This is a genomic window from Nocardia arizonensis (assembly GCF_001310275.1).
In the GTDB taxonomy this organism is placed as follows: domain Bacteria; phylum Actinomycetota; class Actinomycetes; order Mycobacteriales; family Mycobacteriaceae; genus Nocardia; species Nocardia arizonensis.
The window spans coordinates 22060-45353 of record NZ_LGYZ01000054.1; the positions used below are offsets into that span (position 1 = coordinate 22060).

24 protein-coding genes are annotated in these 23294 nt (G+C 68.5%); 15 read left to right on the forward strand and 9 right to left on the reverse strand.

The window, feature by feature from the left end:
- Positions 1-63: 63 nt before the first annotated feature.
- Genes APZ21_RS10020 through mptB form a run of 3 tightly spaced genes read right to left on the reverse strand, consistent with a single transcriptional unit; the run spans position 64 to position 3602 of the window.
- Positions 64-855, reverse strand: coding sequence for an ABC transporter permease (locus APZ21_RS10020; protein ID WP_054812980.1), 792 nt, complete (start codon positions 853-855; stop codon positions 64-66).
- Positions 852-1784, reverse strand: a complete 933-nt coding sequence (locus APZ21_RS10025; RefSeq protein WP_054812981.1) for an ABC transporter ATP-binding protein — start codon at positions 1782-1784, stop codon at positions 852-854. The genes APZ21_RS10020 and APZ21_RS10025 overlap by 4 nt, the downstream gene beginning before the upstream one ends.
- Before the next feature lie 54 nt (positions 1785-1838).
- Positions 1839-3602 carry a polyprenol phosphomannose-dependent alpha 1,6 mannosyltransferase MptB gene (gene mptB, locus APZ21_RS10030; protein ID WP_169812056.1) on the reverse strand — a complete coding sequence of 588 codons (1764 nt, stop codon included), beginning with the start codon at positions 3600-3602 and terminating at the stop codon, positions 1839-1841.
- Positions 3603-3907: 305 nt separating this feature from the next.
- Between mptB and APZ21_RS10035 the strand changes: the two genes are divergently transcribed.
- The 9 genes from APZ21_RS10035 to APZ21_RS10075 all read left to right on the forward strand — a co-directional run bounded on the left by APZ21_RS10035 (position 3908) and on the right by APZ21_RS10075 (position 11642).
- Positions 3908-4795, forward strand: a complete 888-nt coding sequence (locus APZ21_RS10035) for a helix-turn-helix transcriptional regulator (protein WP_054812982.1) — start codon at positions 3908-3910, stop codon at positions 4793-4795.
- A complete protein-coding gene (sufB, locus tag APZ21_RS10040) occupies positions 4792-6276 on the forward strand; it encodes a Fe-S cluster assembly protein SufB (protein ID WP_054812983.1) in 1485 nt (494 codons plus the stop codon). The genes APZ21_RS10035 and sufB overlap by 4 nt, the downstream gene beginning before the upstream one ends.
- Positions 6276-7484 (forward strand): Fe-S cluster assembly protein SufD, encoded by a 1209-nt coding sequence (sufD, locus tag APZ21_RS10045; protein WP_054812984.1) that lies wholly within the window; start codon positions 6276-6278, stop codon positions 7482-7484. The genes sufB and sufD overlap by 1 nt, the downstream gene beginning before the upstream one ends.
- Before the next feature lie 37 nt (positions 7485-7521).
- Positions 7522-8337 (forward strand): Fe-S cluster assembly ATPase SufC, encoded by an 816-nt coding sequence (gene sufC / locus APZ21_RS10050; protein WP_054812985.1) that lies wholly within the window; start codon positions 7522-7524, stop codon positions 8335-8337.
- A gap of 1 nt (position 8338) precedes the next feature.
- Positions 8339-9601, forward strand: coding sequence for a cysteine desulfurase (locus tag APZ21_RS10055; RefSeq protein ID WP_054812986.1), 1263 nt, complete (start codon positions 8339-8341; stop codon positions 9599-9601).
- Between the two features lie 3 nt (positions 9602-9604).
- The gene (sufU, locus tag APZ21_RS10060) at positions 9605-10102 is read left to right on the forward strand and encodes a Fe-S cluster assembly sulfur transfer protein SufU (RefSeq protein ID WP_054812987.1); all 498 of its coding nucleotides are present in this window, start codon (positions 9605-9607) and stop codon (positions 10100-10102) included.
- A complete protein-coding gene (locus APZ21_RS10065) occupies positions 10099-10488 on the forward strand; it encodes a metal-sulfur cluster assembly factor (protein ID WP_054812988.1) in 390 nt (129 codons plus the stop codon). The genes sufU and APZ21_RS10065 overlap by 4 nt, the downstream gene beginning before the upstream one ends.
- A 104-nt stretch (positions 10489-10592) precedes the next feature.
- On the forward strand, positions 10593-11015 hold the full coding sequence (locus APZ21_RS10070; protein ID WP_054812989.1) for a DUF4189 domain-containing protein: 423 nt from the start codon (positions 10593-10595) through the stop codon (positions 11013-11015).
- Between the two features lie 210 nt (positions 11016-11225).
- A complete protein-coding gene (locus APZ21_RS10075) occupies positions 11226-11642 on the forward strand; it encodes a DUF4189 domain-containing protein (protein ID WP_054812990.1) in 417 nt (138 codons plus the stop codon).
- 59 nt (positions 11643-11701) lie between these two features.
- On the opposite strand, the gene APZ21_RS10080 is transcribed toward APZ21_RS10075, so the two are convergent.
- Positions 11702-12262: a GNAT family N-acetyltransferase gene (locus APZ21_RS10080; protein ID WP_054812991.1), complete on the reverse strand. Its 561-nt coding sequence runs from the start codon at positions 12260-12262 to the stop codon at positions 11702-11704.
- A gap of 113 nt (positions 12263-12375) precedes the next feature.
- On the opposite strand from APZ21_RS10080, the gene APZ21_RS10085 reads away from it, so the two are divergent.
- Entirely contained in the window at positions 12376-12882 is a 507-nt protein-coding gene (locus tag APZ21_RS10085; RefSeq protein ID WP_054812992.1) for a GNAT family N-acetyltransferase, read from the forward strand.
- A 10-nt stretch (positions 12883-12892) separates the two neighbouring features.
- On the opposite strand, the gene ku is transcribed toward APZ21_RS10085, so the two are convergent.
- From ku to APZ21_RS10100, 3 genes are all read right to left on the reverse strand, one after another.
- Positions 12893-13915 (reverse strand): non-homologous end joining protein Ku, encoded by a 1023-nt coding sequence (ku, locus tag APZ21_RS10090; RefSeq protein ID WP_054813005.1) that lies wholly within the window; start codon positions 13913-13915, stop codon positions 12893-12895.
- Between the two features lie 94 nt (positions 13916-14009).
- Positions 14010-15086: a lycopene cyclase family protein gene (locus tag APZ21_RS10095; protein WP_054812993.1), complete on the reverse strand. Its 1077-nt coding sequence runs from the start codon at positions 15084-15086 to the stop codon at positions 14010-14012.
- A gap of 181 nt (positions 15087-15267) precedes the next feature.
- Positions 15268-16029, reverse strand: a complete 762-nt coding sequence (locus tag APZ21_RS10100) for an SDR family oxidoreductase (RefSeq protein ID WP_054812994.1) — start codon at positions 16027-16029, stop codon at positions 15268-15270.
- Between the two features lie 226 nt (positions 16030-16255).
- On the opposite strand from APZ21_RS10100, the gene APZ21_RS10105 reads away from it, so the two are divergent.
- The 3 genes from APZ21_RS10105 to APZ21_RS32860 all read left to right on the forward strand — a co-directional run bounded on the left by APZ21_RS10105 (position 16256) and on the right by APZ21_RS32860 (position 19525).
- Complete coding sequence (locus APZ21_RS10105) at positions 16256-17428, forward strand: DUF3089 domain-containing protein (RefSeq protein ID WP_156370945.1); 1173 nt, start codon at positions 16256-16258, stop codon at positions 17426-17428.
- A 148-nt stretch (positions 17429-17576) separates the two neighbouring features.
- Positions 17577-19208 carry an ABC-F family ATP-binding cassette domain-containing protein gene (locus APZ21_RS10110; RefSeq protein WP_054812996.1) on the forward strand — a complete coding sequence of 544 codons (1632 nt, stop codon included), beginning with the start codon at positions 17577-17579 and terminating at the stop codon, positions 19206-19208.
- An 83-nt stretch (positions 19209-19291) separates the two neighbouring features.
- The gene (locus APZ21_RS32860) at positions 19292-19525 is read left to right on the forward strand and encodes a helix-turn-helix domain-containing protein (RefSeq protein ID WP_082392976.1); all 234 of its coding nucleotides are present in this window, start codon (positions 19292-19294) and stop codon (positions 19523-19525) included.
- Positions 19526-19580: 55 nt separating this feature from the next.
- On the opposite strand, the gene APZ21_RS10115 is transcribed toward APZ21_RS32860, so the two are convergent.
- Both APZ21_RS10115 and APZ21_RS10120 read right to left on the reverse strand, forming a co-directional pair.
- Positions 19581-20534, reverse strand: a complete 954-nt coding sequence (locus APZ21_RS10115; RefSeq protein WP_054812997.1) for an MvdC/MvdD family ATP grasp protein — start codon at positions 20532-20534, stop codon at positions 19581-19583.
- A gap of 394 nt (positions 20535-20928) precedes the next feature.
- Complete coding sequence (locus APZ21_RS10120) at positions 20929-21351, reverse strand: cupin domain-containing protein (protein ID WP_204249077.1); 423 nt, start codon at positions 21349-21351, stop codon at positions 20929-20931.
- Between the two features lie 169 nt (positions 21352-21520).
- Between APZ21_RS10120 and APZ21_RS10125 the strand changes: the two genes are divergently transcribed.
- Positions 21521-22063 (forward strand): MarR family winged helix-turn-helix transcriptional regulator, encoded by a 543-nt coding sequence (locus APZ21_RS10125; protein ID WP_054812998.1) that lies wholly within the window; start codon positions 21521-21523, stop codon positions 22061-22063.
- Between the two features lie 89 nt (positions 22064-22152).
- Complete coding sequence (locus APZ21_RS10130; RefSeq protein WP_054812999.1) at positions 22153-22947, forward strand: hypothetical protein; 795 nt, start codon at positions 22153-22155, stop codon at positions 22945-22947.
- Positions 22948-23294: the final 347 nt, after the last annotated feature.

A 23294-nucleotide genomic window follows, 5' to 3' on the forward strand; every position in this document is an offset into this window, starting at 1 on the left:
TGGTAGCCCCCGGCGGTCGGGCCGCCGCAGCCGGTCTACTACAAAGTGTCGTTTGACGCGCGGTCAGTGGAAACGGAAGTACCGCACGCCCAGTACGGCGCACACCGCGCCCCACACGGTCAGCACGATCAGCCCCAGCCAGTCCGCGACGCCGCGCATGGCGTCCTCGAGGGTCACCGCCAGCGCGCCCGAGGGGACGAGCCGGGCCGCGACGTCCACCGCGGCGGGCAGATCGTCGGAGGCGAAGACGATGCTGGCGATGCCGAGCATGACGAACCAGAGAATGTTCGCCAGCGCGAGCACCACCTCGGCCTTGAGGGTGCCGCCGAGCAGCAGACCCATGGTCGCGAAGGTGAAGGTGCCGAGCGCGATCACCAGTGCGCCGAGCAGCAGGCCGCCGATGCCCGGTCGCCAGCCGAGCACGACGCCGATGGCGCCGAGCACGACAGCCTGGAGCGCCACCACGATCAGCACCGCGGCGCTCTTGCCCGCGATCACCCCCCACCGCGGAAGCGCCGTGGCGCCCAGCCGCTTCAGCGCGCCGTAGCGGCGGTCGAAACCGACGGCGATGGCCTGACCGGTGAACGCCGTCGACATGACCGCCACCATCATGACCGCGGGCACGATCTTGTCCACCCGGGTGTCGCCGAGATCGCCGAAGGGCAGCAGGCTCAACCCGACCAGCAGCGTGATCGGAATGAACAGGGTGAGCAGGAGTTGTTCGCCATTGCGCAGCAACAGGATCAGCTCGAGCCGGGTCTGCGCGAGCAGCATCGCGGCGCGCGGGGCCGGACGCGGCGCGGGAGCGAAGGTGCCCGCGTCGAAGCGGTTGGCGCTCGGGTCGACATGTGTCATCCGCGCAGATCCCGTCCGGTGAGTTCCAAGAAGACGTCCTCGAGCCGCCGCTGATCGATGCGGATATCGGTGGCGAGCACATTGAGCCGGGCGCACCACGCGGTCACCGTCGCCAGCACCTGCGGATCGATCTCACCCTCCACCAGATACGCCCCCGGTGCGGTCTCGCGTGGCGCGAACCCTTCCGGCAGCGCCGTTCTCAGCAGTTCGAGATCCAGTTTGGGCGGCGCGGAGAACCGCAGCTGCCCGGCCGCGCCGTGCGCGGTGACTTCCGCGGGACTGCCCGCGGCCACGATCCGCCCGTGATCGATGATGACCAGCTGGTCGGCGAGTTGTTCGGCCTCGTCCATGAGGTGGGTGGTCAGCACGACCGTGACCCCGTCGCGGCGCAGCGCGTCGATGAGCTCCCACACGATGAGCCGGGCCTGGGCGTCCAGGCCCGCGGTCGGCTCGTCGAGGAAGACGATCTCGGGTCGCCCGACCAGTGCGCACGCCAGCGCCAGACGCTGCTGCTGACCGCCGGACAGTCTGCGGTAGGGGGTGCGCCGGTTGTCCTGGAGTCCGAGGGTGCGCAGCAGCCACTCGGGGTCGAGCGGATCGGCCGAATAGGCGGCGACGAGTTCGAGCATCTCGCCCGCCCGTGCGCCCGGATAGGCGCCGCCGCCCTGCAACATGACGCCGATGCGCGGGCGCAGGCGCGCGGAGTCGGCGATCGGATCGAGGCCGAGCACACGCACCGAGCCAGCGTCGGGGGTGACGAAACCCTCGCACATCTCGACGGTCGTCGTCTTGCCCGCGCCGTTGGGGCCGAGCAGCGCGAACACCTGCGCCTGTTCGACATCGAAGGACAGGCCGTCGACCGCGGTGGTCTCGCCGTAACGCTTGACGACGCCGTCGACGCGAACGGCGGGTCGGTGGGCTGCGGTCACGATGTCACACCGTAAGCGGTCGACCGATGTGACCTGGAAGACACCCCTGTCGGATCACTCGGTGGCTGCGCGCTCGGCGGCGGCGGGCGCGACCGGGACGGGCGCCGCGGGGTCCGCGGCGGTGCGATTCGATCGCCACGGCAGCGATTTTCGGGTCGCCAGGATCATGAGCAGGCAGGTGACGATGGTGATGGCGGCGGCGTAGATGAGCACGAAGGGCGTGATCTCACTGCCCGAGGGCATGAGCAACACGCTGACCACCGCGGAGGCCACCGTCGCGGGTACGCGGAAGGCGGGTCGGTTGGCCCACGCGGCGAGCGGGACGATGCCCCACAGCAGATACCACGGCTGCACGACCGGGAACAGCAGCACCACCGCGCCGAAAGCCATGCCGAGCGCGCCGATCGGATGCAGGCGCCCGCTCCAGGTGGCGATGAGGAACCGAAGCACGACCAGGGCCGCGGCCGCCGCCGCGATGGGGCGGGTGATGCTCAGCAGTGCGGTGGTGTGATCGCCGAGACCGAGCAGCACACCGCCGAAACCGGTGATGACGCCGAGCAGCGTGGGCAGCGACATCCAGCTGCGTACGGCATTGGCGGTGGTCAAGGTGCCGACCCAGCCGAAGCCGAGTCCGCTGCCGACGCAGACGGCGACCATGACCATGGCGGTGACACTGCCGAGCAGCACCGCTGCGGCGACGATCGCCCGCCAATTGCCGCCCCAACGCCTGCTCAGCGCCATCCAGACGAAGGCCAGCGCGAGCATGGCCGGGATCTTGACCATCGCCGCCAGGGCGATCAGCGTCGCCCCGGCCAGGAACAGTCCGAGCGTAGGTCCGCGCAGCGGACCGGGCCGCGCGATGGCAGCCAGCGCGAATTCGAGGCCGACCAGCATGAGCCCGATCATCATGGCCTCGTTGTGCACGCCCGAGACCAGATGGAAGATCACCAGCGGATTGGCCGCGCCGAGCCACAGCGCCGCGACGGGGGAGACGCGGCAGCGCTGCGCCAGCCGGGGCAGTGCCCACACGACGCAGGCAACGCCGATGAGGGCCAGTACCCGGTGCAGCAGCACGCCCGCCAACATGTTGTCGCCGGTGAGTTCGGCGATGCCCTTGCCGAACCAGATCGACAGCGGCCCGTAGGGCGCGGGGGTGTTCTGCCAGATATTGGGGACACTGCGGGTGAGCACGTGGTCCTGCCCGAGCCCCTGCACCGGACCGACCACGTAGGGGTCGAGGCCGCGCGCGGCGATCTCGCCCTGTGCCAGATAGGAATAGACGTCCTGGCTGAACATGGGCGGCGCGACCGAGAGCGGAATGATCCACAGCAGTAGCGTGCGGTCCAGCTGTGAACGGCTCAGCCTGCGCACACGATTGGATTGCAGGCCGAGCGCGAACCGGCCGAGCAGCAGCCAGGCCAGCATGAGCACGACGGTGCCGAGCATGGTCACCGCCAGTCCCGAACTGTGCACGCGGGCGGGCAGGCCGATGATGGCCTTGCCGTAGGTGGGGTTCTGGAGCGTGGGCTGCGCGCCGAGGCCGAGCGCGCCGATCGCCATCATCACCGAACCGGTCGCGCCGAGCAGCCGGACCCGGCGCCACTGCGCGGTCTCCTGCTCGTTGAGTCCGGCGGCCTCGGGCTCGTTGGCGTGCAGCGCCTCGCTGACGGTGTGGTCGGGCGGGACGTCGAGTCCGATGACGCGACGCCCGCGGGCGGCCGCGGCGACGAACGGCGCGGAGTTGCGCAGCCGGATCAGGGGATTCGTGGTGGCGGGACGGTCGTCGTCGACACCTGCACCACCCTGTTCGCCGGACATCACCGAGTCAGCGTAGCCGATGCCGCGAGACCATCCGGGCTGGAAGGAACGCCGTCGGAGACCGGTTGACCCGGCCGCGCGACGGGTTCGGCCGAGGGCGTGCGGTCCGCTCCGAGCGCACGGTTCGGCCCGCCGGAGTGTGCTGTGCGTCACGTCCGGGGAGGCCGTGCGGCGCGCCGGTCCGCGGTGTCGGGCCGTTTCGCGCGGTCACGCGCCCGCGGGCGGGCGCGCCGCGGGTCGGGGGAGGGTTGTCGGTCAGGGCACCCTTATTAGATTTCGGGAACGAATTCCGCCACACTGATGTTGTGAAAACCGTGGGTTTGCGGAGTGATGACGAACGGGCCGGTCGTGCGACCGGGCCCGTGTCGTCGGCCGCACCCGCGACCGCCGAAGGGCGTACCAGGGCCGCCATCGTCCAGCTGCTGCTGGAGGAGGGGCCCATCACCGCCAATGCCATCGGGGCCCGGCTCGGTCTCGCCCCCGCGGGTGTACGGCGTCATCTCGACGCGCTCATCGATTCCGGGCAGGCGCGGGCGGCGCGCTCGGCGCCGTGGCAGCAGAAGGGTCGCGGTCGCCCGGCCAAGCAATACCAGCTGACCGCCAAGGGGCGCGGCCGTCTCGGCCACGCCTACGACGATCTGGCGGGCGCCGCCATCCGGCAACTCGGCGAGATCGGCGGCGAACAGGCCATCACCGACTTCGCGCGCAGACGGGCGCGCACCATCGTGGCCGGCATCGACGCGGTGGGATCCGATGAGGCGGTCGAGCACACCACCGAACGGACGACGGCCAAGGCCGAGGAGATCGCCGCGGCGTTCACCGACGCGGGCTTCGCCGCCACCACCCGCAAGGTCGGCGCGGGCGTGCAGATCTGCCAACATCACTGTCCGGTCGCCCACGTCGCCGAGGAATTCCCGCAATTGTGCGACGCGGAACTCGAGGTCTTCCGCGAGCTGCTTGGCATCCATGTCCAGCGGCTGGCCACCATCGCCAATGGCGACTGCGCGTGCACGACCCACGTGCCGCTGGTGGCGCTGTCCGCCGCGAAGCCCGGAACCGCCAAGCCGAGAACCGCGAAGTCGAGAACACCGAGGCCCGCCGCCGGACGAGCCTCGACCCCGCAACCTTCGACCGCAACCGCCGCACAGCCCGCGGCGGAACGCACGAACGACTCCGGAAGGAGTGCCGAATGACAACGACCGCCGCTGCGACGAGCCGCGAATACGGTGAAGCAGGTCGCGAATCCGCAACCGATCAGGTGCGGCCACTGACCCAGGAAGAGGCCATCGCCTCACTGGGCACATACGGTTACGGCTGGGCCGATTCGGATGAGGCGGGCGCCGCCGCGCAGCGAGGTCTGTCCGAGGCCGTCGTCCGCGACATCTCGGGGAAGAAGAGCGAGCCCGAGTGGATGCTCGAACAGCGGCTCAAGGCCCTGCGCATCTTCGACCGCAAGCCCATGCCCAACTGGGGTTCCAACCTCGAGGGCATAGACTTCGACAACATCAAGTACTTCGTGCGCTCCACCGAGAAGCAGGCCGCTTCCTGGGAGGAACTGCCCGAGGACATCAAGAACACCTACGACAAGCTCGGCATCCCGGAGGCGGAGAAGCAGCGACTGGTCGCCGGTGTCGCCGCGCAGTACGAGTCCGAGGTCGTCTACCACCAGATCCGCGAGGACCTCGAGGCGCAGGGTGTGATCTTCCTCGACACCGACACCGGCCTTCGCGAACATCCCGAGATCTTCCGGCGGTACTTCGGTTCGGTGATCCCGGCCGGTGACAACAAGTTCTCCGCGCTGAACACCGCGGTGTGGTCGGGCGGTTCGTTCATCTACGTTCCGCCGGGCGTGCACGTCGACATCCCGTTGCAGGCCTACTTCCGCATCAACACCGAGAACATGGGCCAGTTCGAGCGGACCCTCATCATCGTCGACGAGGACGCCTACGTGCACTACGTCGAGGGCTGCACGGCGCCGATCTACAAGTCGGACTCGCTGCACTCCGCGGTGGTCGAGATCATCGTGCGCAAGGGCGGGCGCTGCCGCTACACCACCATCCAGAACTGGTCGAACAACGTCTACAACCTGGTCACCAAGCGGGCCAAGGCCGAGGCGGGCGCGACGATGGAATGGATCGACGGCAATATCGGCTCCAAGGTCACGATGAAGTACCCCGCGGTCTGGATGACCGGCGAGTACGCCAAGGGCGAGGTGCTCTCGGTGGCCTTCGCCGGCGCGGGCCAGCACCAGGACACCGGCGCGAAGATGCTGCACCTGGCGCCGCACACCTCCTCGACCATCGTGTCGAAGTCGGTGGCGCGCGGCGGCGGCCGGGCTTCCTACCGCGGTCTGGTGCAGGTCAACAAGGGTTCGCACGGGTCGAAGTCCACGGTGAAATGCGATGCGCTGCTGGTCGACACGGTCAGCCGCTCCGACACCTACCCGTACGTCGACATCCGCGAGGACGACGTGACGATGGGCCACGAGGCGACCGTCTCGAAGGTCTCGGAGGATCAGCTGTTCTATCTGATGAGCCGCGGACTCACCGAGGACGAGGCGATGGCGATGGTGGTGCGCGGCTTCGTCGAGCCCATCGCCAAGGAACTGCCGATGGAATACGCGCTGGAACTGAACCGGCTCATCGAGCTGCAAATGGAAGGAGCCGTCGGCTGATGGCTACTGGTGTTGTCGGCGCGGTAGCGGGGGAGAACCCGGTCGGGCCGATCCAGAATCCGGGTGCCGGAGCCGCGGTCAACAAGGGCGAGGTGTTCACCGCCTTCGACGTGAACGCCTTCGAGGTGCCCTCGGGCCGCGACGAGCAGTGGCGTTTCACTCCGCTGCGTCGGCTGCGCGGCCTGCACGATGGCAGCGCCACCCGTGACGGCGCGGTCACGGTCGAGGTCGGCGCGGTCGACGGCGTGCGGGTGGAGACCGTCGAGCGCACCGACGTTCGACTCGGCCGGGCCGGTGTGCCCGCCGATCGGGTCGCGGCCCAGGCGTATTCGGGTTTCGAGTCGGCCACCGTGATCACGGTCGGCTCGGAGACCGAGGTCGACGAGCCGGTCATCGTCACGGTCATCGGTCCCGGTGAAGAGAAGACCGCCTACGGCCATGTGCAGATCGAACTCGGCAATTTCGCGGTCGCCACCGTGGTCATCGACCAGCGGGGCAGCGGAACCTACGCGGAGAATGTCGAATTCGTGCTCGGTGACAGTGCCAAGCTGACCGTCGTCGCCGTGCAGGACTGGGCCGACGATGCCGTCAACGTGACCGCGCACCACGCGAAACTCGGTCGTGACGCGACGCTGCGCCATATCGCCGTCACCCTCGGCGGGGACTTGGTGCGACTGACCGGCACGGTGAAATACGACGGTCCCGGCGGTGACGCCGAACTGCTCGGCCTGTACTTCGCCGACGCGGGCCAGCATTTCGAACAGCGACTGCTCGTCGATCACTCGCAGCCGAACTGCAAGTCCAACGTGTTGTACAAGGGCGCGTTGCAAGGCGATCCGCATTCACCCAAGGGCGATGCCCGCACCGTGTGGGTCGGCGATGTGCTGATCCGCGCCGCGGCCGAGGGCACCGACACCTTCGAGGTGAACCGCAATCTGGTGCTCACCGACGGCGCCCGCGCCGATTCGGTGCCGAACCTGGAAATCGAGACCGGTGAGATCGCCGGGGCCGGACATGCCAGCGCCACCGGACGTTTCGACGACGAGCAGCTGTTCTACCTGCGCGCCCGCGGCATCCCGGAGGATGTGGCGCGTCGGCTGGTGGTACGCGGCTTCTTCCACGAGATCATCCAGAAGATCGCGATTCCCGAGATCAGGCAGCGGCTGGAGACGGCCATCGAGGTCGAACTCGCCGCCATCGGCGTCTGATCCGCAACCCATACTCCCGCAAAGGAATTCCAATTCGATGACCACCTTGGAAATCAAGGACCTGCACGTCGAGGTCGCCAACCCGGACGAGTCCGGCGCGCCCATCAAGATCCTCAACGGCGTCGACCTCATCGTGAAATCCGGTGAGACACACGCCATCATGGGTCCGAACGGCTCCGGCAAGTCCACGCTGTCCTACGCGATCGCAGGGCATCCCAAGTACACGGTGACCAAGGGCTCGATCACCCTCGACGGCGAGGACGTCCTCGCGATGTCGGTCGACGAGCGCGCGCGGGCCGGGCTGTTCCTTGCCATGCAGTACCCGGTCGAGGTTCCTGGCGTCTCGATGTCGAATTTCCTGCGCACCGCCGCCACCGCGGTGCGCGGCGAGGCCCCCAAGCTGCGCACCTGGGTCAAGGAGGTGAAGGAGTCGATGAACGAACTCGAGATCGACGCCGCCTTCGCCGAGCGCAGCGTGAACGAGGGTTTCTCCGGCGGTGAGAAGAAGCGTCACGAGATCCTGCAACTGGGTCTGCTGAAGCCGAAGATCGCCATCCTGGACGAGACCGACTCGGGTCTGGACGTGGACGCGCTGCGCATCGTCTCCGAGGGCGTGAACCGCTACCGGGAGCGCGAGAACGGCGGCGTGCTGCTCATCACCCACTACACCCGCATCCTGCGCTACATCCAGCCGCAGTTCGTGCACGTCTTCGTCGGCGGGCGCATCGTCGCCGAGGGCGGTCCGGAACTCGCCGAGGAGCTCGACGCGAACGGCTACGTCCGTTTCACGCAGACCTCGCCCACCCCGGCGGCTTCGAGCGCCGCCCCACTCACCGCAACCGCTGGAGCCTGACATGACAGCAGCGCCGGTCACACCCCGCACCCTCGACGTGGCCGAGGTACGGGCCGACTTCCCGATCCTGAGCCGCACGGTCCGGGACGGGAAACCGTTGGTGTACCTGGACTCCGGCGCGACCTCGCAGCGTCCCACCGAGGTGCTCGAGGCCGAGCGGGCCTTCCTGGTCACCAGCAATTCCGCGGTGCACCGCGGCGCGCATCAGCTCGCGGAAGAGGCGACCGACGCCTACGAGGCGGCGCGCGCGGTCATCGCCGGATTCGTGGGCGTGCGAGCCGATGAGATCGTGTTCACCAAGAACGCGACCGAATCGCTGAACCTGGTGACCTACTCCTTCGCCGACGACCGCTTCCCGTACCACCTGGGTCCGGGCGACGAGATCGTCATCACCGAACTCGAGCACCACGCGAATCTCGTTCCGTGGCAGGAGTTGGCCCGTCGCACGGGCGCGACCTTGAAATGGTACGGGGTTACCGATCAGGGGCGCATCGATCTCGATTCGCTGGAACTGTCCGAGGCGACCAAGGTCGTCGCGTTCACCCACCTGTCGAATGTGACCGGTGCGGTCGCCCCGGTGACCGAACTGGTGCGTCGCGCCAAGGAAGTCGGCGCGCTGGTCGTGCTCGACGCCTGCCAGTCGGTGCCGCACATGCCGGTGGATTTCGGCGAACTGGGCGTCGACTACGCCGCGTTCTCAGGACACAAGATGCTCGGCCCGTCCGGGGTCGGCGTCCTGTTCGGCCGCCGCGAACTGCTCGCGCAGACACCGCCGTTCATCACCGGCGGTTCCATGATCGAGTCCGTGTACATGGACCACAGCACCTACGCGCCGCCGCCGCAGCGGTTCGAGGCGGGCGTGCCGATGACCTCGCAGGTGATCGGATTGGCCGCGGCCGTGCGCTATCTCGACGCGATCGGCATGGACGCGGTGGCCGCGCACGAGCACGCCCTCACCACGGCGGCGCTGGAAGGGCTCGGCGCGCTGCCCGGCGTGCGGATCATCGGACCGACCGAGAACGTGGACCGCGGCGGCGCGGTGTCGTTCGTCGTCGATGGCATCCACGCGCACGATGTGGGCCAGATCCTCGATGATCAGGGCGTCGCCATTCGGGTCGGACACCATTGCGCTTGGCCGCTGCACCGCCGTTTCGGCATCGCGGCGAGCGCGCGCGCCTCCTTCGCGGTCTACAACACGCTGGACGAGGTCGACGCGCTCGTGGCGGCCGTGCGGAAGGCGCAGGACTTCTTCGGAGTTGCATAAGACATGCGCATGGAGCAGATGTACCAGGAAGTGATCCTGGACCACTACAAACATCCCCACCATCGCGGGCTGCGGGAACCGTACGGCGCCGAGGTGCACCACGTGAACCCGACCTGCGGCGACGAGGTGACCCTGCGCGTGCGGATCGGCGAGAACGGCGATGTCGCCGACGTGTCCTACGACGGGCAGGGCTGTTCGATCAGCCAGGCCGCGACATCGATCCTGGCCGATCAGGTCATCGGCCTGCCGGTGCCGCAGGCGCTGAAGGTGGTCGACTCCTACAACGAGATGATCTCCAGTCGCGGCACCGTCGAAGGTGACGAGGACGTGATCGGCGACGGCATCGCCCTGGCGGGGGTGTCGAAGTATCCCGCGCGAGTCAAATGCGCGCTGTTGGGATGGATGGCGTTCAAGGACGCCGTGGTACGGATAGCCGCGACCCAGCAGAATACTGCGCAGGACGGCATACCCACGATCGGCACGAATGGGGCGACGGCATGAGCGATATCGAGACGACGGCGACGGAGACCCAGCCACTCGAGGCCGGTGAGCAGGTCGAACTCTCGGCCGAACAGCTCAAACAGCTCGAGGACATCGAGGAGGCCATGCGCGACGTGGTCGATCCGGAACTCGGCATCAACGTGGTCGATCTCGGCCTGGTGTACGGCATCACGGTCGAGAACGAGATCGCCAAACTGGATATGACGCTGACCTCGGCGGCCTGCCCGCTCACCGATGTCATCGAGGATCAGTCCCGCAACGCGCTGGTGCGCAGCGGCCTGGTGGAGGATCTGGAGATCACCTGGGTCTGGATGCCGCCGTGGGGTCCCGACAAGATCACCGAGGACGGCCGCGAACAGTTGCGTGCGCTCGGTTTCACCGTCTAGCGCGCTCGTCCCGACCGCGCCTGTCGCTCGAGGGAATTGCTGGACATTTTCGGTGCGACGGCTCAAGATCGTCCCGTTGTCGTTTCGAAGCGGGGAGATATCTCGTGTCCGTGTTGCGCAAAGGGGCCCTCGCGGTCGCCGTGACGTCGATCGCCGCCGCCGGGGTCGGCGCCGGAATCGCCGACGCGGCGGGCTCGTATTACGGAACCCTGGCGGTGTCGAGGTCCACCGGCAAGGTGGTGGCCGCGGTCGACCACCCGACCCGGGTCAAGGCCGACGCCGAGGCCATTCGGGAATGCGCGGTCTACGATTGCGAGCTCGTGCAGCGCTTCGTGGACGGCTGCGCGGCCATCGCGCGCGGGGCCGACGGCAAATACGGCTGGGCCGCGGCGGCGACACGCACCGAGGCCGAGCAGATCGCGATCGCCTCGCTCGGCGAATCCACGCCGCCGTTTCCTGATCTCGGCAGCGCGCAGCCGCGTCCGGCCGAAATCGCGATTTCGGCCTGCACCGCGAACGCGAACTGATCGGTCCGCGTGCCTACGGAAAATGAGCGTGTAGCAAGATGATTCGGCGACGAGTCTTGCAGGCCGAATACTCGGATCACCGCCGATGAATTCGGGGCATTCCCTTCATGTCGTTGATATTCGACTGCGGTCCAGGTGATTTGGAAATTCCGGTCGTATGGGCCAGTATTCGACCCGCAAACCGCTTTTATCACGTGGGGAGAAAACTGAATGTCTCTGTCGGGCAAGGCTGCCGTCGGCCTCGTCGCGTCCGCCGCGATCGTGGCCCTCGGTTCGGGGATCGCCAATGCCGCCCAGGACTATTACGGCTCGCTCGCGCTCGGGATCACCTCGAACGCGATCATCGTCGGATCGGGTACCAACTATCCCGATCAGGAGGGCGCCGACGTGCGCGCGATGCGCGAATGCGGCGTCTCGAACTGCCAGATCATCGTGCAGTTCCGCAATGCATGCGGTGCGGTCGCCGTCCGCGGTGACGAGGTCGCCTGGGCGGGCGGCTACACCAGGGTCGAAGCCGAGCAGGCCGCGATGGCCAATCTCGGCCCCGACCCGTCGCCGCTGCTGGTGAGCCTGGGCAGCGCCTCGCCTGCCCGCGGCCACATCATGGCCTCGGAGTGCGCGGGCTGATCGGATTCGAACGAAGGGCGCGGACCGTCGCGGTCCGCGCCCTTTTCGTCGGCCGGATCTCAGCGAGGTCGGGTTGCCCGATTGTCGCCGACCAGGCGACCGCGGCGGATCAGCGCACGTTTGGCGCCCGGCGCGACCGGGGGTAGCGCGGGCTCGTCCTCGGCGGCGCGGTCGGCCGGATTCGAGCGGACGAACAGGGTCACGGCGGCGCCGGGAGTGAATCCGCACTCGGTCATCAGCGCCGCCGACGCGGTATTTCCGCTCTCGACATCGGTGACGATGCGCCGCGCGCCCCGGGCGAACAGCGCCTCGGTGCAGGCCCGGACCAATCGCCGGGCGATGCCGTGGCCGCGCATCTCCGGTGCGACCGCGATCCATTCCAGGTAGGCCCAGTCCTCGCGCAATTCGAACTCCATCGAGCCGAGCACGAAACCGACGACCCGGTCCGAGTCCAGCGCGACCCAGCAGGCGCCGTCGGGACTGTCCAGATGTTCGGCCACCGAGGTGAGCGACCACGAGGTATAGGGCTTGGCGGTGACGTCGAAGACCTCGTGACCGAGTTCGAGTACCTGGCGCAGATGCCCTAGACCCATCGGAACTATCGCGGTGGCGGAGTCCATAGCGCCAGTTTGCCAGGAATACGCCCCGGTCGGAGGCACGATCGCGGGACACGGGCGGGCGAAGCTGCTGTAACAGGTTGCCGAACCGTAATCTTGTTGCCGATCATGGTGACGTGTGGCTATCCGACGGTGTGATCTCGCTCCGACCGATCACGGTGGCCGACGCGCGGATCTACTCCGCCGCCGACGCCGGTGCGACGGTCGACTGGCTCGACGGCGCGGACCCGACCCCCGGCGGCGTCGCGGCACATTTCGAACGCTGTGCCGCCGACTGGGCGACGCGGGGAGCGGCCAGGGTGTTCGCGGTCACCGCGCGACCGGCGGAGGGTCTGGTGGGCACACTGGGCGTGCACACCGGGCAGCCGTTCCTGTCGGTAGGGCAGGCCGACCTCGCCTACGGGCTGTACCCGCGGTGGCGGCGGCCCATGATGGCCATTCGCGCGGTGGTACTCGGCTGTCGATACCTGGCCGCATCGGAACTGGCCGATGAGGCGGTGCTGCGGATCGATCCGGCCGACCGTGCCGCGGTCGTGGTGGCGCACCGGGCCGGATTCCACTTCTTCCGCACCAGCGACGATACGGAGACCGGACGGCTGGACTGGTACTACCAGGCGGTCTAGCCGAACGGATTCAGGCGCCCTTGCGGGCGCTCGACCTGCCCGTGGCCTTCTTGGCCGTCGATTTCGCCGCGGACTTCGCCGTGGCCTTGGTGGACTTCGTCGCCTTGGCAGCCGTGCTCTTGGCGGCAGTGCTCGTGGTCGCCGTGCTCTTGGCGGCAGTGGCCTTGCCGTCCTTCTTGGGCGCGGTCTTCTTCGGTTCGGCCTTCTTCGCACCCGTCGCGGATTTCGCGCCGTCCTCGCCCGCGGCCCGGCGTCCGCTCGCCTCCAAACTGCGTTGCAGCGCGGCCACCAGGTCGACCACTTCCGCGTCCATCGCGGCGGGCGCGGCCTCCTCGTGCCGGGCGATGGTGCCGCTGCCGCTGGCGATCGCCTCATCGAGTACGCGTTTCAACTCGATCTGGTACTCGTCGGTGTACAGGTCGGGATCGAACTCGTCGGACATGGACTCGACCAGGGTCTCGGCCATCTTGATCTCCTGCGGCCGCGGTTCGGCGACCCCGTCCAGCGATTCGAAATCGACGGCGCGCACCTCGTCGGGCCACAGCAGGGTTTGCAGCACCAGCACCCCGTCGCGGACCCGCAGTGCCGCCAGCCGCGTCTTCTGCCGCAGCGTGAAATGCACCAGGGCGGTCCGGTCGACCTGCTCGAGCGTCGTCGCGAGCAGGACGTACGCCTTGGGGGTGTTCGAGTCCGGTTCCAGGTAATAGCTGCGGTCGAACAGGATGGGATCGATCTGCTCCGACGGCACGAATTGCAGCACCGGGATCTCGTGCTTCTCGGCTACCGGCAGTTTGGCGAAATCCTCGTCGGTCAGGACGACCTTGTCGCCTTCGGGAGATTCGTATGCCTTGTCGATGTCGGCGTATTGCACGGATTTCCCGCAGACCGTGCACACCCGGTCGTACTTGATCCGGCCGCCGTCGGCGGCGTGCACTTGGTGGAACCGGATATCGTGGTCCTCGGTGGCGGTATACACCTTCACCGGGACGTTGACCAGCCCGAACGCAATCGAGCCCTTCCAGATAGCTCGCATGTCCTCCATGATGGCGGACGGAATTCGAATCCGCGAGCATCGCCGAAATGGCGGCGGTGTCACGCGGGCGAGACGAACGAATTCTCGCGCGAGATCAGCGGCGCGGCGGAAGGCCGACCGTGGCGAGGGCGAGCGTGCGGCGCAGCCGGGGCGGCAGCGCGGCGAACAGCTTGTTCATCGCGACGAGCGTGCCCGACAGATCGTCGCGGCCACCGAGGTAGGCGCGCTGCGCGGCCGAGGGCAGGTCGAAGAAGGTCTCGAAGAAGTCGGGCAGGTCGGCGGGCGGCAGGGCGAGCAGGGCGCGCAGTCCCGCGGCGCGCAGCGCGGCGACGGCCCGGATGCGGGCCATCGGCGGCGCGATCCCCGCCGCGAGTGGATCGGCCGCGGCAAGCGCCGCCGCCAGGCTGTAACCCGTTGCGGGATGTGTGAATCCGCCCGCCGCGCCGAATCGGGTCGCCCCCGCGCGACCGCCCTCGATGGGAAAGCGCACCTGTTCGACCGCCGCGCCGTCGAATACGATTCCGCGCGAACGTAATCGGTACAGCAGCCGGGTGCGCAGCACGGCGATGTCGAGTGCGGGGCGCCCGGCCAGGCAGGTCTCCTCGACCAGCATCCGGCCGCCGCCGACCGGCACCGCGTACAGGAACGACGGTGGCGCACCGGAATCCGCGCCGTTGTCGCCGCGCCAGTCCATGAACGCGGGCTCGACGCCGTCGGCGCGCCGCGGGTCGAGGACGAGTCCGTAGGCGGTTTGCTCGGCCCGGTTCGGCGCGCGCCGGAGTCCGCGGGCATCGATCACCCGCTCGGCGGTGAGGACCGCGCCCGACGCGCAGGTCACCGTATGCGCGCCGAGTCGCGCCGCGCGGTCGGCGCGGATATCGGCGCCGTCCACCGCGAGGGTCTCCCGCAGCCGATCGGTGTCGAAGACGACGTAGCGGCGGTCGAGTTCGTGACGGCCGCGCGCCCAGGCCGCCGGGCGGTCGACGGTGGCCGCGATCGCGCCCGGATCGAGCCAGTGCGGTAGTTCGTCTGCCCACGCGGCATAGGTGGCCGTCCAGCGCCGACGCGGCGCGGGATCGATGAGGGTGACCGCGAGGCCGCGAGCCAGGCACCGGTGCGCGAGTGCGCGCCCGGCGGGTCCGGCCCCGCAGATCACGATGTCGGCACTCATCCGCGCCGCCGATCGCGGCGGGCCGGGAACGGGCTCTCGCCGCGACGGGTTCGGTCGCCCCTTCGGCCCGCGAGCACACGCGCCCGTACGGACGGCCGTCGGGCTCCGGCCGTCGCGACGCCGGAGGGCGCGTGCCGGGTCGATGAACGTCGATATGCCGATCCGTACATCGAACGAACCGTCAGATGCCGCCGGTGGACAGCAGTCCGCCGTCGACGCGGACGGTCTCGCCGGTGATCCACGCGGCGTGGTCGGAGGCGAGGAACACGATCAGCCTGGCCACGTCCTCTGGGGAGCCGAGGCGGCCGAGCGGATAGGCCGCGGCGGCCTTCTCCTCGTCGGCGGAATAGAGCGCGTCGGCGAAGCGCGTCTTGACCACGCCCGGCGCGACCGCGTTGACCCGTATCCCGGGTCCGAGCTGCCAGGCCAGTTCCTCGGTGAGGCGGATGAGCGCTGCCTTGGAGGCGCCGTAGGCGGCGATGACCCCGGTCGAGCGCAGTCCGGCCACGCTCGCGACATTGACCACGGCACCGCCGTGCTCGCCCATCCACGCCCGGTAGGCGGACTGGATGTAGCCGAGTGCCGCGACGACGTTGACGTCGAAGATCCTGCGGACGGCGTCGAGGTCGGCGTCCATGAGCGGACCGTAGACCGGGTTGATGCCGGTGTTGTTGACCAGGATGTCGAGCGAGCCGAATTCGGCGACCGCCCGCCGCACCGCCGCGTCGCGGCTCTCGGCGTCACCGGAATTGCCCGCCACCGCGGCGACCCGGCCCCGGCCGAGTGCCCGCAGCTCCTCGGCGGTCTGTTCCAGCGGTTCGAGTTTGCGCGCGGTGATCAGGACGTCGACGCCCCGGCTGGTCAACTCGGCGGCCACGGCCTTGCCGATGCCGCGGCTCGCGCCGCTGACGAGTGCGGTCTTGCCCTCCAGATCGGTGCTCATGTGCAGGCAGAGTACTTCAGTCGTCTACGGCTGATCGCGATCGTTCGGTCGGCGAGTCCGCCGGTATGGCGTCGACGACCCGGTCGGTCGTCGCCCGTAACGCGCGATTTGCTCGGCCGTGACCGGACTTTCGGGCCGGAATGGGGCGTTAGTATCACGCCATCGAACGCCCCGAGGCGGGTGAGCGGCACCGGCCGCGCGCGGGGCACGGCGGGAGGTGGATGCGATGCGCGACAGTCGGTGGTGGCGTGCGGCGGTGGCCGCGGCGTGCGGTGTCGGGGTCCTGTCGGGTTCCTCGGTGACCGCGCTCGCCGTACCGGACGATCCGGTGGTGTGGCTGTGCAGACCGGACCGCGCCGACGACCCGTGCGATGCCACAACCGCCACCACCGTGCGCGCGGTGGGTCGGCCGGACGTCGAACAGACCCCGCCCGCGCCGTCCGATCCGGGGGTCGACTGCTTCTACGTCTACCCCACGGTCTCGACCGAGCCGACGCCCAACGCCGATACCGCCGTCACCCCGGAGGTTCGGGTGGTGGCCGAACAGCAGGCGGCGCGCTTCTCCCAGGTGTGCCGGGTCTACGCGCCGGTCTACCGGCAGCGGACCCTGCTCGGCCTCGCCGCCGAGTCCGTGACACCGCCCGAGCGGAGCGCCGAGATGTCGCGCATCGCCTACGACGATGTCCTGCGGGCGTGGCGGGCGTTCCTGGCCGAACGCGACAGCCGTCGGCCCGTGGTGCTGATCGGGCACTCCCAGGGCGCCCGCGTACTGCGCAGGCTGATCCGCGAGGAGGTCGACCCGAGTCCGCGCCTGCGCGCGGCCGTGCTGTCGGCCATCCTGCTCGGCGGCAATGTGGTGGTTCCGAGGAATGCCGACGTCGGCGGTGATTTCCGCAATCTGCCGCTGTGCCGGGAGGAGAATCGGTTCGGCTGTGTGCTGGCGTGGCAGACCTTCGACGAGCCACCGCCGCCGAACAGCCGGTTCGGGCGCGCGCCCACGACCCCGGACGCCATTCCGCAGCCGTACGGACCCGACTTCGAGATCGCGTGCACGAACCCGACCTCGTTGGCGCGCAACGAATCCCGGACTGCCGCGACCGTGCTTCGGGCCGGTCCGGTGCCGAGTCCGCTCGGGTTGGAGATGTCGCTGCGCGACGGTCCGGGGGCCGCGCTCGCCCCGACCCCGTGGCTGGTGCCCGCCGAGACCTACCGCGTGCAGTGCGTCCACGTCGCCGACGCGTCGGTGCTCATGGTCGCCCCCGGTCCGTACAGCCCGGATCTGCCCGCCGTGCCCGCCGCGGAATGGGGCCTGCATCTGGCCGATGTGGAGATCGCGCTCGGCGACCTGATCCGAATCGTCGGCGCCCAGACCGCCGCCTATCGCGCCGTCCACCCCTGAACCGGACCGGTCGCGCGGAGTAATCGCCGTCACACGGGCCGGTCCGGGCGGGGAAGTGGGTGCGGCGGGCGGGTAAAATCGGTGGTTCCCGTGTGCATCGCCATGCACGATCGTTACCGCCACCGCCCTATCCGTGAGGAGCCCGTCTGTGATCACCGCGACCGACCTGGAGGTCCGGGCCGGAGTCCGCACGCTGCTGTCGGCCCCAGGGTCCGCGCTGCGTGTCCAGGCGGGCGACCGGATCGGCCTGGTCGGACGCAACGGCGCGGGCAAGACCACCACGCTGCGCATACTCGCGGGCGAAGGCGAGCCGTACGCCGGAAAGATCGTGCGTTCCACCGAGATCGGTTATCTGCCGCAGGATCCGCGCGAGGGCGATCTTGACGTGCTGGCCCGCGACAGAGTGCTCTCGGCGCGCGGTCTGGACAGCCTCATCCGGGATATGGAGAAGCAGCAGGCGCTCATGGCCGAGGTGGCCGACGACGCCGAACGTGAACGCGCGATCCGCAAATACGGCAGGCTGGAGGAGCGGTTCTCCGCGCTCGGCGGGTACGTCGCCGAGAGCGAGGCATCCCGTATCTGCCACAGCCTCGGACTGCCCGATCGGGTACTCGGGCAGGCCCTGCGCACCCTCTCGGGCGGCCAGCGGCGTCGAATCGAACTGGCGCGCATCCTGTTCTCGGCCTCCGACGGCAGCGGCGGCCGATCCGATCGCATCCTGCTGCTCGACGAGCCGACCAACCATCTCGATGCCGACTCCATCACCTGGTTGCGCGGTTTCCTCCAGAGCCACGAGGGCGGTCTCATCGTGATCAGCCACGATGTGGAACTGCTCGACGCCGTGGTCAACAAGGTGTGGTTCCTCGACGCGGTGCGCGGTGAGGCCGACATCTACAACATGGGCTGGAAGAAATATCTCGACGCCCGAGCCACCGACGAACAGCGCCGCGTGCGCGAGCGGGCCAATGCCGAGAAGAAGGCGAGCGCACTCAAGGCGCAAGCGGCGAAACTCGGCGCCAAGGCCACGAAAGCCACTGCGGCGCAGAACATGGCCAAGCGGGCCGATCGACTCCTCGCCGAACTCGATGACGTGCGGGTGGCCGACCGGGTCGCCCGGATCAAGTTCCCCGAGCCCGCGCCCTGCGGCAAGACCCCGCTGATGGCCGAGAACCTGACCAAGCTCTACGGCTCGCTCGAGATCTTCACCGGCGTGAACCTCGCCATCGACCGCGGCAGCCGCGTGGTGATCCTCGGTCTCAACGGCGCGGGCAAGACCACGCTGCTGCGGCTGCTCGCGGGTGTGGAACAGCCCACCGCGGGCGATCTGGTGCCCGGTCACGGACTCAAGGTGGGTTACTTCGCCCAGGAGCACGACACGCTCGACGACAACGCCACCGTGTGGGAGAACATCCGCCACGCCGCGCCGGACGCGGGGGAGCAGGATCTGCGCGGCCTGCTCGGCGCGTTCATGTTCTCCGGTCCGCAACTGGAACAGCCCGCGGGCACGCTGTCCGGCGGTGAGAAGACCCGTCTCGCACTGGCCGGTCTGGTTTCCTCGGCGGCCAATGTGCTGCTCCTCGACGAACCGACCAACAACCTGGACCCGATCTCGCGCGAACAGGTCCTCGACGCGCTGCGCACCTACGCGGGCGCGGTGGTGCTGGTGACCCACGATCCGGGCGCGGCGGAGGCGTTGGCGCCCGAGCGCGTCATTTTACTTCCGGACGGCACCGAGGATCACTGGTCCGCCGAATATCTGGAACTTATTCAGCTCGCGTGATTCTCATCACAACGCACCGTTGATCACGGCCCCTCGAATGCTTAGCCTGGATAGACGCGCTGCTCGGCGACTCGGAGGAAGCCATGAGCGACAGGCCCACACAAGGCAAGGCCACATTGGGTAAGGGCACCCGCGTCACGGGGAAATCACGTGACCGCCTACAGACCCAGTTGAAGAAGCAGTACGAGGCGGGCGCCAGCATTCGCTCGCTGGCACGCTCGACGGGCCGATCGTACGGTTTCATTCACAATGTGCTGGTCGAATCACATGTGCAGCTACGCAGCAGGGGCGGCGCCAATCGCCGCAAGAGCCAATAGCCGCCGGAGCGGGCATACCGACCGCGTCTGATCCGCGGCGCCCCTGCGGTTCTCGTCAATAACCGGGGACGGTCCCGTCCCCGCGCACCAGGAGATTGCCCAGGCTGCGGAACATCGGTAGCCCCGTCTCGAGCTCCAGATACCCGAACTGCCCCTGCGGTTCGACCTCGAGGAAGTAGTACTCGCCGTCCAGGCCGAGCCGCAGGTCCAGTACGCCGAAATGCAGTCCGAGCGCGCCCATCAGGGTGGCGAGGGATTTGCTGACCGAGGCGGGCAGATGTTCCGGTGCGCACGCGCCGCGGGTCGACCGCGGTCGACCCATACCGGTGCGGGTGTCGACGCGCACGGCCCATTCGATGCCGTCCACCCAGACCACCCGCAGATCGCAGACAGCGGCGATGTAGTCCTGGAATGTGGTCGGCGAGAAGCGGATATCGGCGAGTCTGTCGAATTCGGAGCGTCGGATGATGCCGGCCGCGCCGAATTCCGTGCGGTCGGTTCCGCTGCGCTTGTAAACCACGGGGCCGGGCCGTGATTCGGCGAAACTGCGGGCCTCGTCGGGATCGTTGGTGATCAGCGTCTCCGGCACCGCGCAGCCCGCGCGCGATGCGGTCTCCAACTGCACGATCCGGCGTCCGGCCGTGCGGTCGGCACCCGGATCGTTGACCCATGCCGCGGGGATGGACCACAGCAGACCCTCGAGGAAATCGTCGCATTCGGACTGCCGGTAGGTGATATCGGCGGCGGGCGCGCCCGCGGGCGGACGGCAGATGTGCGGTCGTCGCCACCACACCGATCGCACGTCGTCGAGTCCGGTGATATGTGACATCGCGCGCGCCGTGCCGAACCTGTGCAGCCGGAAACTGCCGGATTCACCGGGGAAGTCGCGCAGATCCAGGCGAATCGGGTTGAGTCCGTGATGTTCTCGCAGGCTCGCGGCGAGCGCGGTGGCGTGCGGGTCGTCGGATTCCGAGACGATCAGCACCGAGCCCGGTAGTCGCGCCGCCATGCGCCGATCCGTTCAGCGGTGGACGGCGACCGGGGCCGCGGCGCCGGGGCGGTGGGTGACGGCCATGTGCTGCACTCCGATCTGCTCGGGATTTGCCGGAACCCCGAACGTGCCCCGGATCATAACCCGCGCGATGGTCCGTCCGTCGCGGATCGGAGAATTTCCGTCCGCGGCGGACGGCGCGCGGGAGCTGTAACCGGTTGTGCGGAAATATTTTCGGTGCGGACGGGCGCCACGGCGTGGATCGGACGTTCCGCAAACAAAACGTACGGTATGTATTGCCGGAAAGTGGCAGAGGCCGCTAGGGCGGAGCGGTCCGGTGCGTGCGGTGTGGGCGCGGCAGCGGCCGCCGGGGCGGCGACGAGTCGCGCGCGCCGGGCGCGCGGCGCGAGGGTCAGCGCCGCTGCGCATCGCGTTCGGCCCACCAGGTCGGGGCGTCGACGAAATGGTTGTCGAACTCGTCCTGTGCCGCACTCAGGTCGGCGAGGGTGGCCGTACCGCGATTGATGCGGTCGAGCAGGCGAAAGTACTCGAACCGCTCGACGCCGGGCATGAGCGCGATCAGAATGCGCGCTGTGCTGTCGGCGGTCGCGCCGAATGCGTGCGGCATGTTCCGCGGCACCACCACCGAACCACCCTCGGCGACCGTGATGATGCGGTCGCCCGCCAGGAGTTGCAATTCGCCCTCGGCGATGTAGAACAGCTCGTCCGAGCGGGTGTGGTAATGCGGCATCGCGCCGTCGGCGCCGCGAGCGAGGGTGACCTCGAGGGTGCTGACCGACCCGCCGGTCTCGTCGGCGTCGATCAGCAGACGCATGCGTGCCTGATCGGATCCGAGCGTCTCGGCGGCGTCGGGGTGTCGGATGGCGACGGCGCGGGTTTCGTGCGAGGTCGTTTCGTGCGAGGTCATGGCCTTCTCCCGAGGAGTTAGTTAGTCTTCGAATAATTCGATGCCTAACTATATACCGGCGAATAGAATCCTGTCCATGAACACTGGAGAACAAGCCGACGCGCGGGACGCGGTCGACGCGATCGTCACGCAGTGGCGCCGGGAGCGCCCCGATCTCGATGTCGAGGCGATGGCGATAATCGGACGGCTCGGCCGGTTGGCGCTGTTCGTCCAGAAGCGCGTCGAGGAGATATTCCACGCGCGCGGACTGCAACGCGGCGAATTCGACGTACTCGCGGCCCTGCGGCGCTCGGGAGCGCCCTTCCAGCTCAATCCCTCGGTGCTCGCCGACACGCTCATGCTGTCGCGCGCGGGCATGACCGGACGCCTCGACCGACTCGAATCGGCGGGTCTGGTGTGCCGCACCGCCGACACCGGCGATCGCAGGGCGATCCGAGTCGCGCTCACCGACGCGGGGCGCGCACTCGTGGACGAGGTCGTCACCGATCACACCGCCAACGAGACGCGCATGCTCTCCGTACTCGACGCGCGCGACCGACGTGAATTCGACCGCATAGTCCGCGTACTCCTGGCGAGCCTCGACCCGGAACACGGGTCGCGGGCCGGTGGGATCGAGTAGTCGCTACGCGGGCGCACATCCCGCGCCGGCCGCACTCTGAGCTACGTCGCCGCAGTTCGCGGCGACGATTTCGGAGGGGAGGATTCTCGATGATCGACATCATCACATTCCGCGGCACCGGAGAACCCCGCAATGCCGACGGCACACCCGGCGGCATACTCAGCGATGTCACCCGCCTGATCGACCGGGACCGCTTCACAATCTTCGAACCGAATTGGCCCGCGTCCGTGGGGCCGACGCCGGATCTGTGGGGACCGTCGCTGAACACCTCGGTGCGCGAGGGAGTCGCCGCGGGAGTGCGCGCCATCCAGGACTCACCGAATGTCTGTGGGCTGCTGAGCTATTCGCTGGGCAGCATCTGCGCGAGCGAGATACTCGAAGGCGTTCGAGCCGGAACCTATCTCAACGCCGACGGATCGCCGCTGGAGATCGCGTTCTCGGTGGCGATCGCCGATCCCGTACGGAAGGCGGGTGACTCGGTCGGGAATCTCTGTCCGCCTTCGACCTTCGGATTGCACGGACAGCACGGCCCGTGGCCGGAGGATATCCCGGTGCGGGAGTACGCGAATCCGGGGGACATCATCACCGCTTCGACCGCCGACTCCCCGTTGCGCATCTTCGATGCGGGAATCTCGCCGTTCTCATTCATCGAGGGAGCTCGCATCGGGAACGTGAGTCCCTTGATCTTCGCCGAATTGCTGCGGTTTCTCATGGATGATCCGGTGGTCAATCTGAATCGGTACACGCGGGCGGTGCAGGGGGTGATCGGGTATCTGACGCCGTGGCCGGATGGGCAGCATGTGCTGTACTCGGGGCACGATATGCCGGGGACCGGAAAGCTGTGGACTACACACGCGGCTGAATACATCAACTGTCACTGGTGAGTTGCGGTGGTCGAGCGCTGGTTGATGACGGTGGTCGTGGTGCTTCGAGCGGTCGCTCGGGAGCCGTCATGGGCGAGCGATCGTGACTGTGGGGCGTGGGCGGGTCGTTGGTGAGTCTCGGCAGTGGTGGTCGGACGGTAGCCGGTGAGCCTGTGGGTGCGGTGGTTGGGGAGGTGTGCCGGCGGGTGGGGACGTGAGCCGGCGGGTGGGGACGTGAGCCGGCGGGTGGGGACGTGAGTGAGCCGGTGGGTGGCGCACGTGAAAGTTGATGGTGAGCCGTTTGAAGAAGCGCGGGCTGTGTTTATTGGCCGCGACTCCGTCGCGGCGGGTTCGCGGCCCCTTGTGTC

What these genes read in the sequence shown, in the direction of transcription:
- APZ21_RS10020 (WP_054812980.1), bottom strand. Translation starts at nt 855, where the DNA reads ATGACACATGTCGACCCGAGCGCCAACCGCTTCGACGCGGGCACCTTC.
- mptB (WP_169812056.1), bottom strand. Translation starts at nt 3,602, where the DNA reads ATGTCCGGCGAACAGGGTGGTGCAGGTGTCGACGACGACCGTCCCGCC.
- sufB (WP_054812983.1), top strand. Translation starts at nt 4,792, where the DNA reads ATGACAACGACCGCCGCTGCGACGAGCCGCGAATACGGTGAAGCAGGT.
- sufD (WP_054812984.1), top strand. Translation starts at nt 6,276, where the DNA reads ATGGCTACTGGTGTTGTCGGCGCGGTAGCGGGGGAGAACCCGGTCGGG.
- sufC (WP_054812985.1), top strand. Translation starts at nt 7,522, where the DNA reads ATGACCACCTTGGAAATCAAGGACCTGCACGTCGAGGTCGCCAACCCG.
- APZ21_RS10055 (WP_054812986.1), top strand. Translation starts at nt 8,339, where the DNA reads ATGACAGCAGCGCCGGTCACACCCCGCACCCTCGACGTGGCCGAGGTA.
- sufU (WP_054812987.1), top strand. Translation starts at nt 9,605, where the DNA reads ATGCGCATGGAGCAGATGTACCAGGAAGTGATCCTGGACCACTACAAA.
- APZ21_RS10065 (WP_054812988.1), top strand. Translation starts at nt 10,099, where the DNA reads ATGAGCGATATCGAGACGACGGCGACGGAGACCCAGCCACTCGAGGCC.
- APZ21_RS10075 (WP_054812990.1), top strand. Translation starts at nt 11,226, where the DNA reads ATGTCTCTGTCGGGCAAGGCTGCCGTCGGCCTCGTCGCGTCCGCCGCG.
- APZ21_RS10080 (WP_054812991.1), bottom strand. Translation starts at nt 12,262, where the DNA reads ATGGACTCCGCCACCGCGATAGTTCCGATGGGTCTAGGGCATCTGCGC.
- ku (WP_054813005.1), bottom strand. Translation starts at nt 13,915, where the DNA reads ATGCGAGCTATCTGGAAGGGCTCGATTGCGTTCGGGCTGGTCAACGTC.
- APZ21_RS10095 (WP_054812993.1), bottom strand. Translation starts at nt 15,086, where the DNA reads ATGAGTGCCGACATCGTGATCTGCGGGGCCGGACCCGCCGGGCGCGCA.
- APZ21_RS10100 (WP_054812994.1), bottom strand. Translation starts at nt 16,029, where the DNA reads ATGAGCACCGATCTGGAGGGCAAGACCGCACTCGTCAGCGGCGCGAGC.
- APZ21_RS10105 (WP_156370945.1), top strand. Translation starts at nt 16,256, where the DNA reads ATGCGCGACAGTCGGTGGTGGCGTGCGGCGGTGGCCGCGGCGTGCGGT.
- APZ21_RS32860 (WP_082392976.1), top strand. Translation starts at nt 19,292, where the DNA reads ATGAGCGACAGGCCCACACAAGGCAAGGCCACATTGGGTAAGGGCACC.
- APZ21_RS10115 (WP_054812997.1), bottom strand. Translation starts at nt 20,534, where the DNA reads ATGGCGGCGCGACTACCGGGCTCGGTGCTGATCGTCTCGGAATCCGAC.
- APZ21_RS10120 (WP_204249077.1), bottom strand. Translation starts at nt 21,351, where the DNA reads ATGCGTCTGCTGATCGACGCCGACGAGACCGGCGGGTCGGTCAGCACC.
- APZ21_RS10125 (WP_054812998.1), top strand. Translation starts at nt 21,521, where the DNA reads ATGAACACTGGAGAACAAGCCGACGCGCGGGACGCGGTCGACGCGATC.
- APZ21_RS10130 (WP_054812999.1), top strand. Translation starts at nt 22,153, where the DNA reads ATGATCGACATCATCACATTCCGCGGCACCGGAGAACCCCGCAATGCC.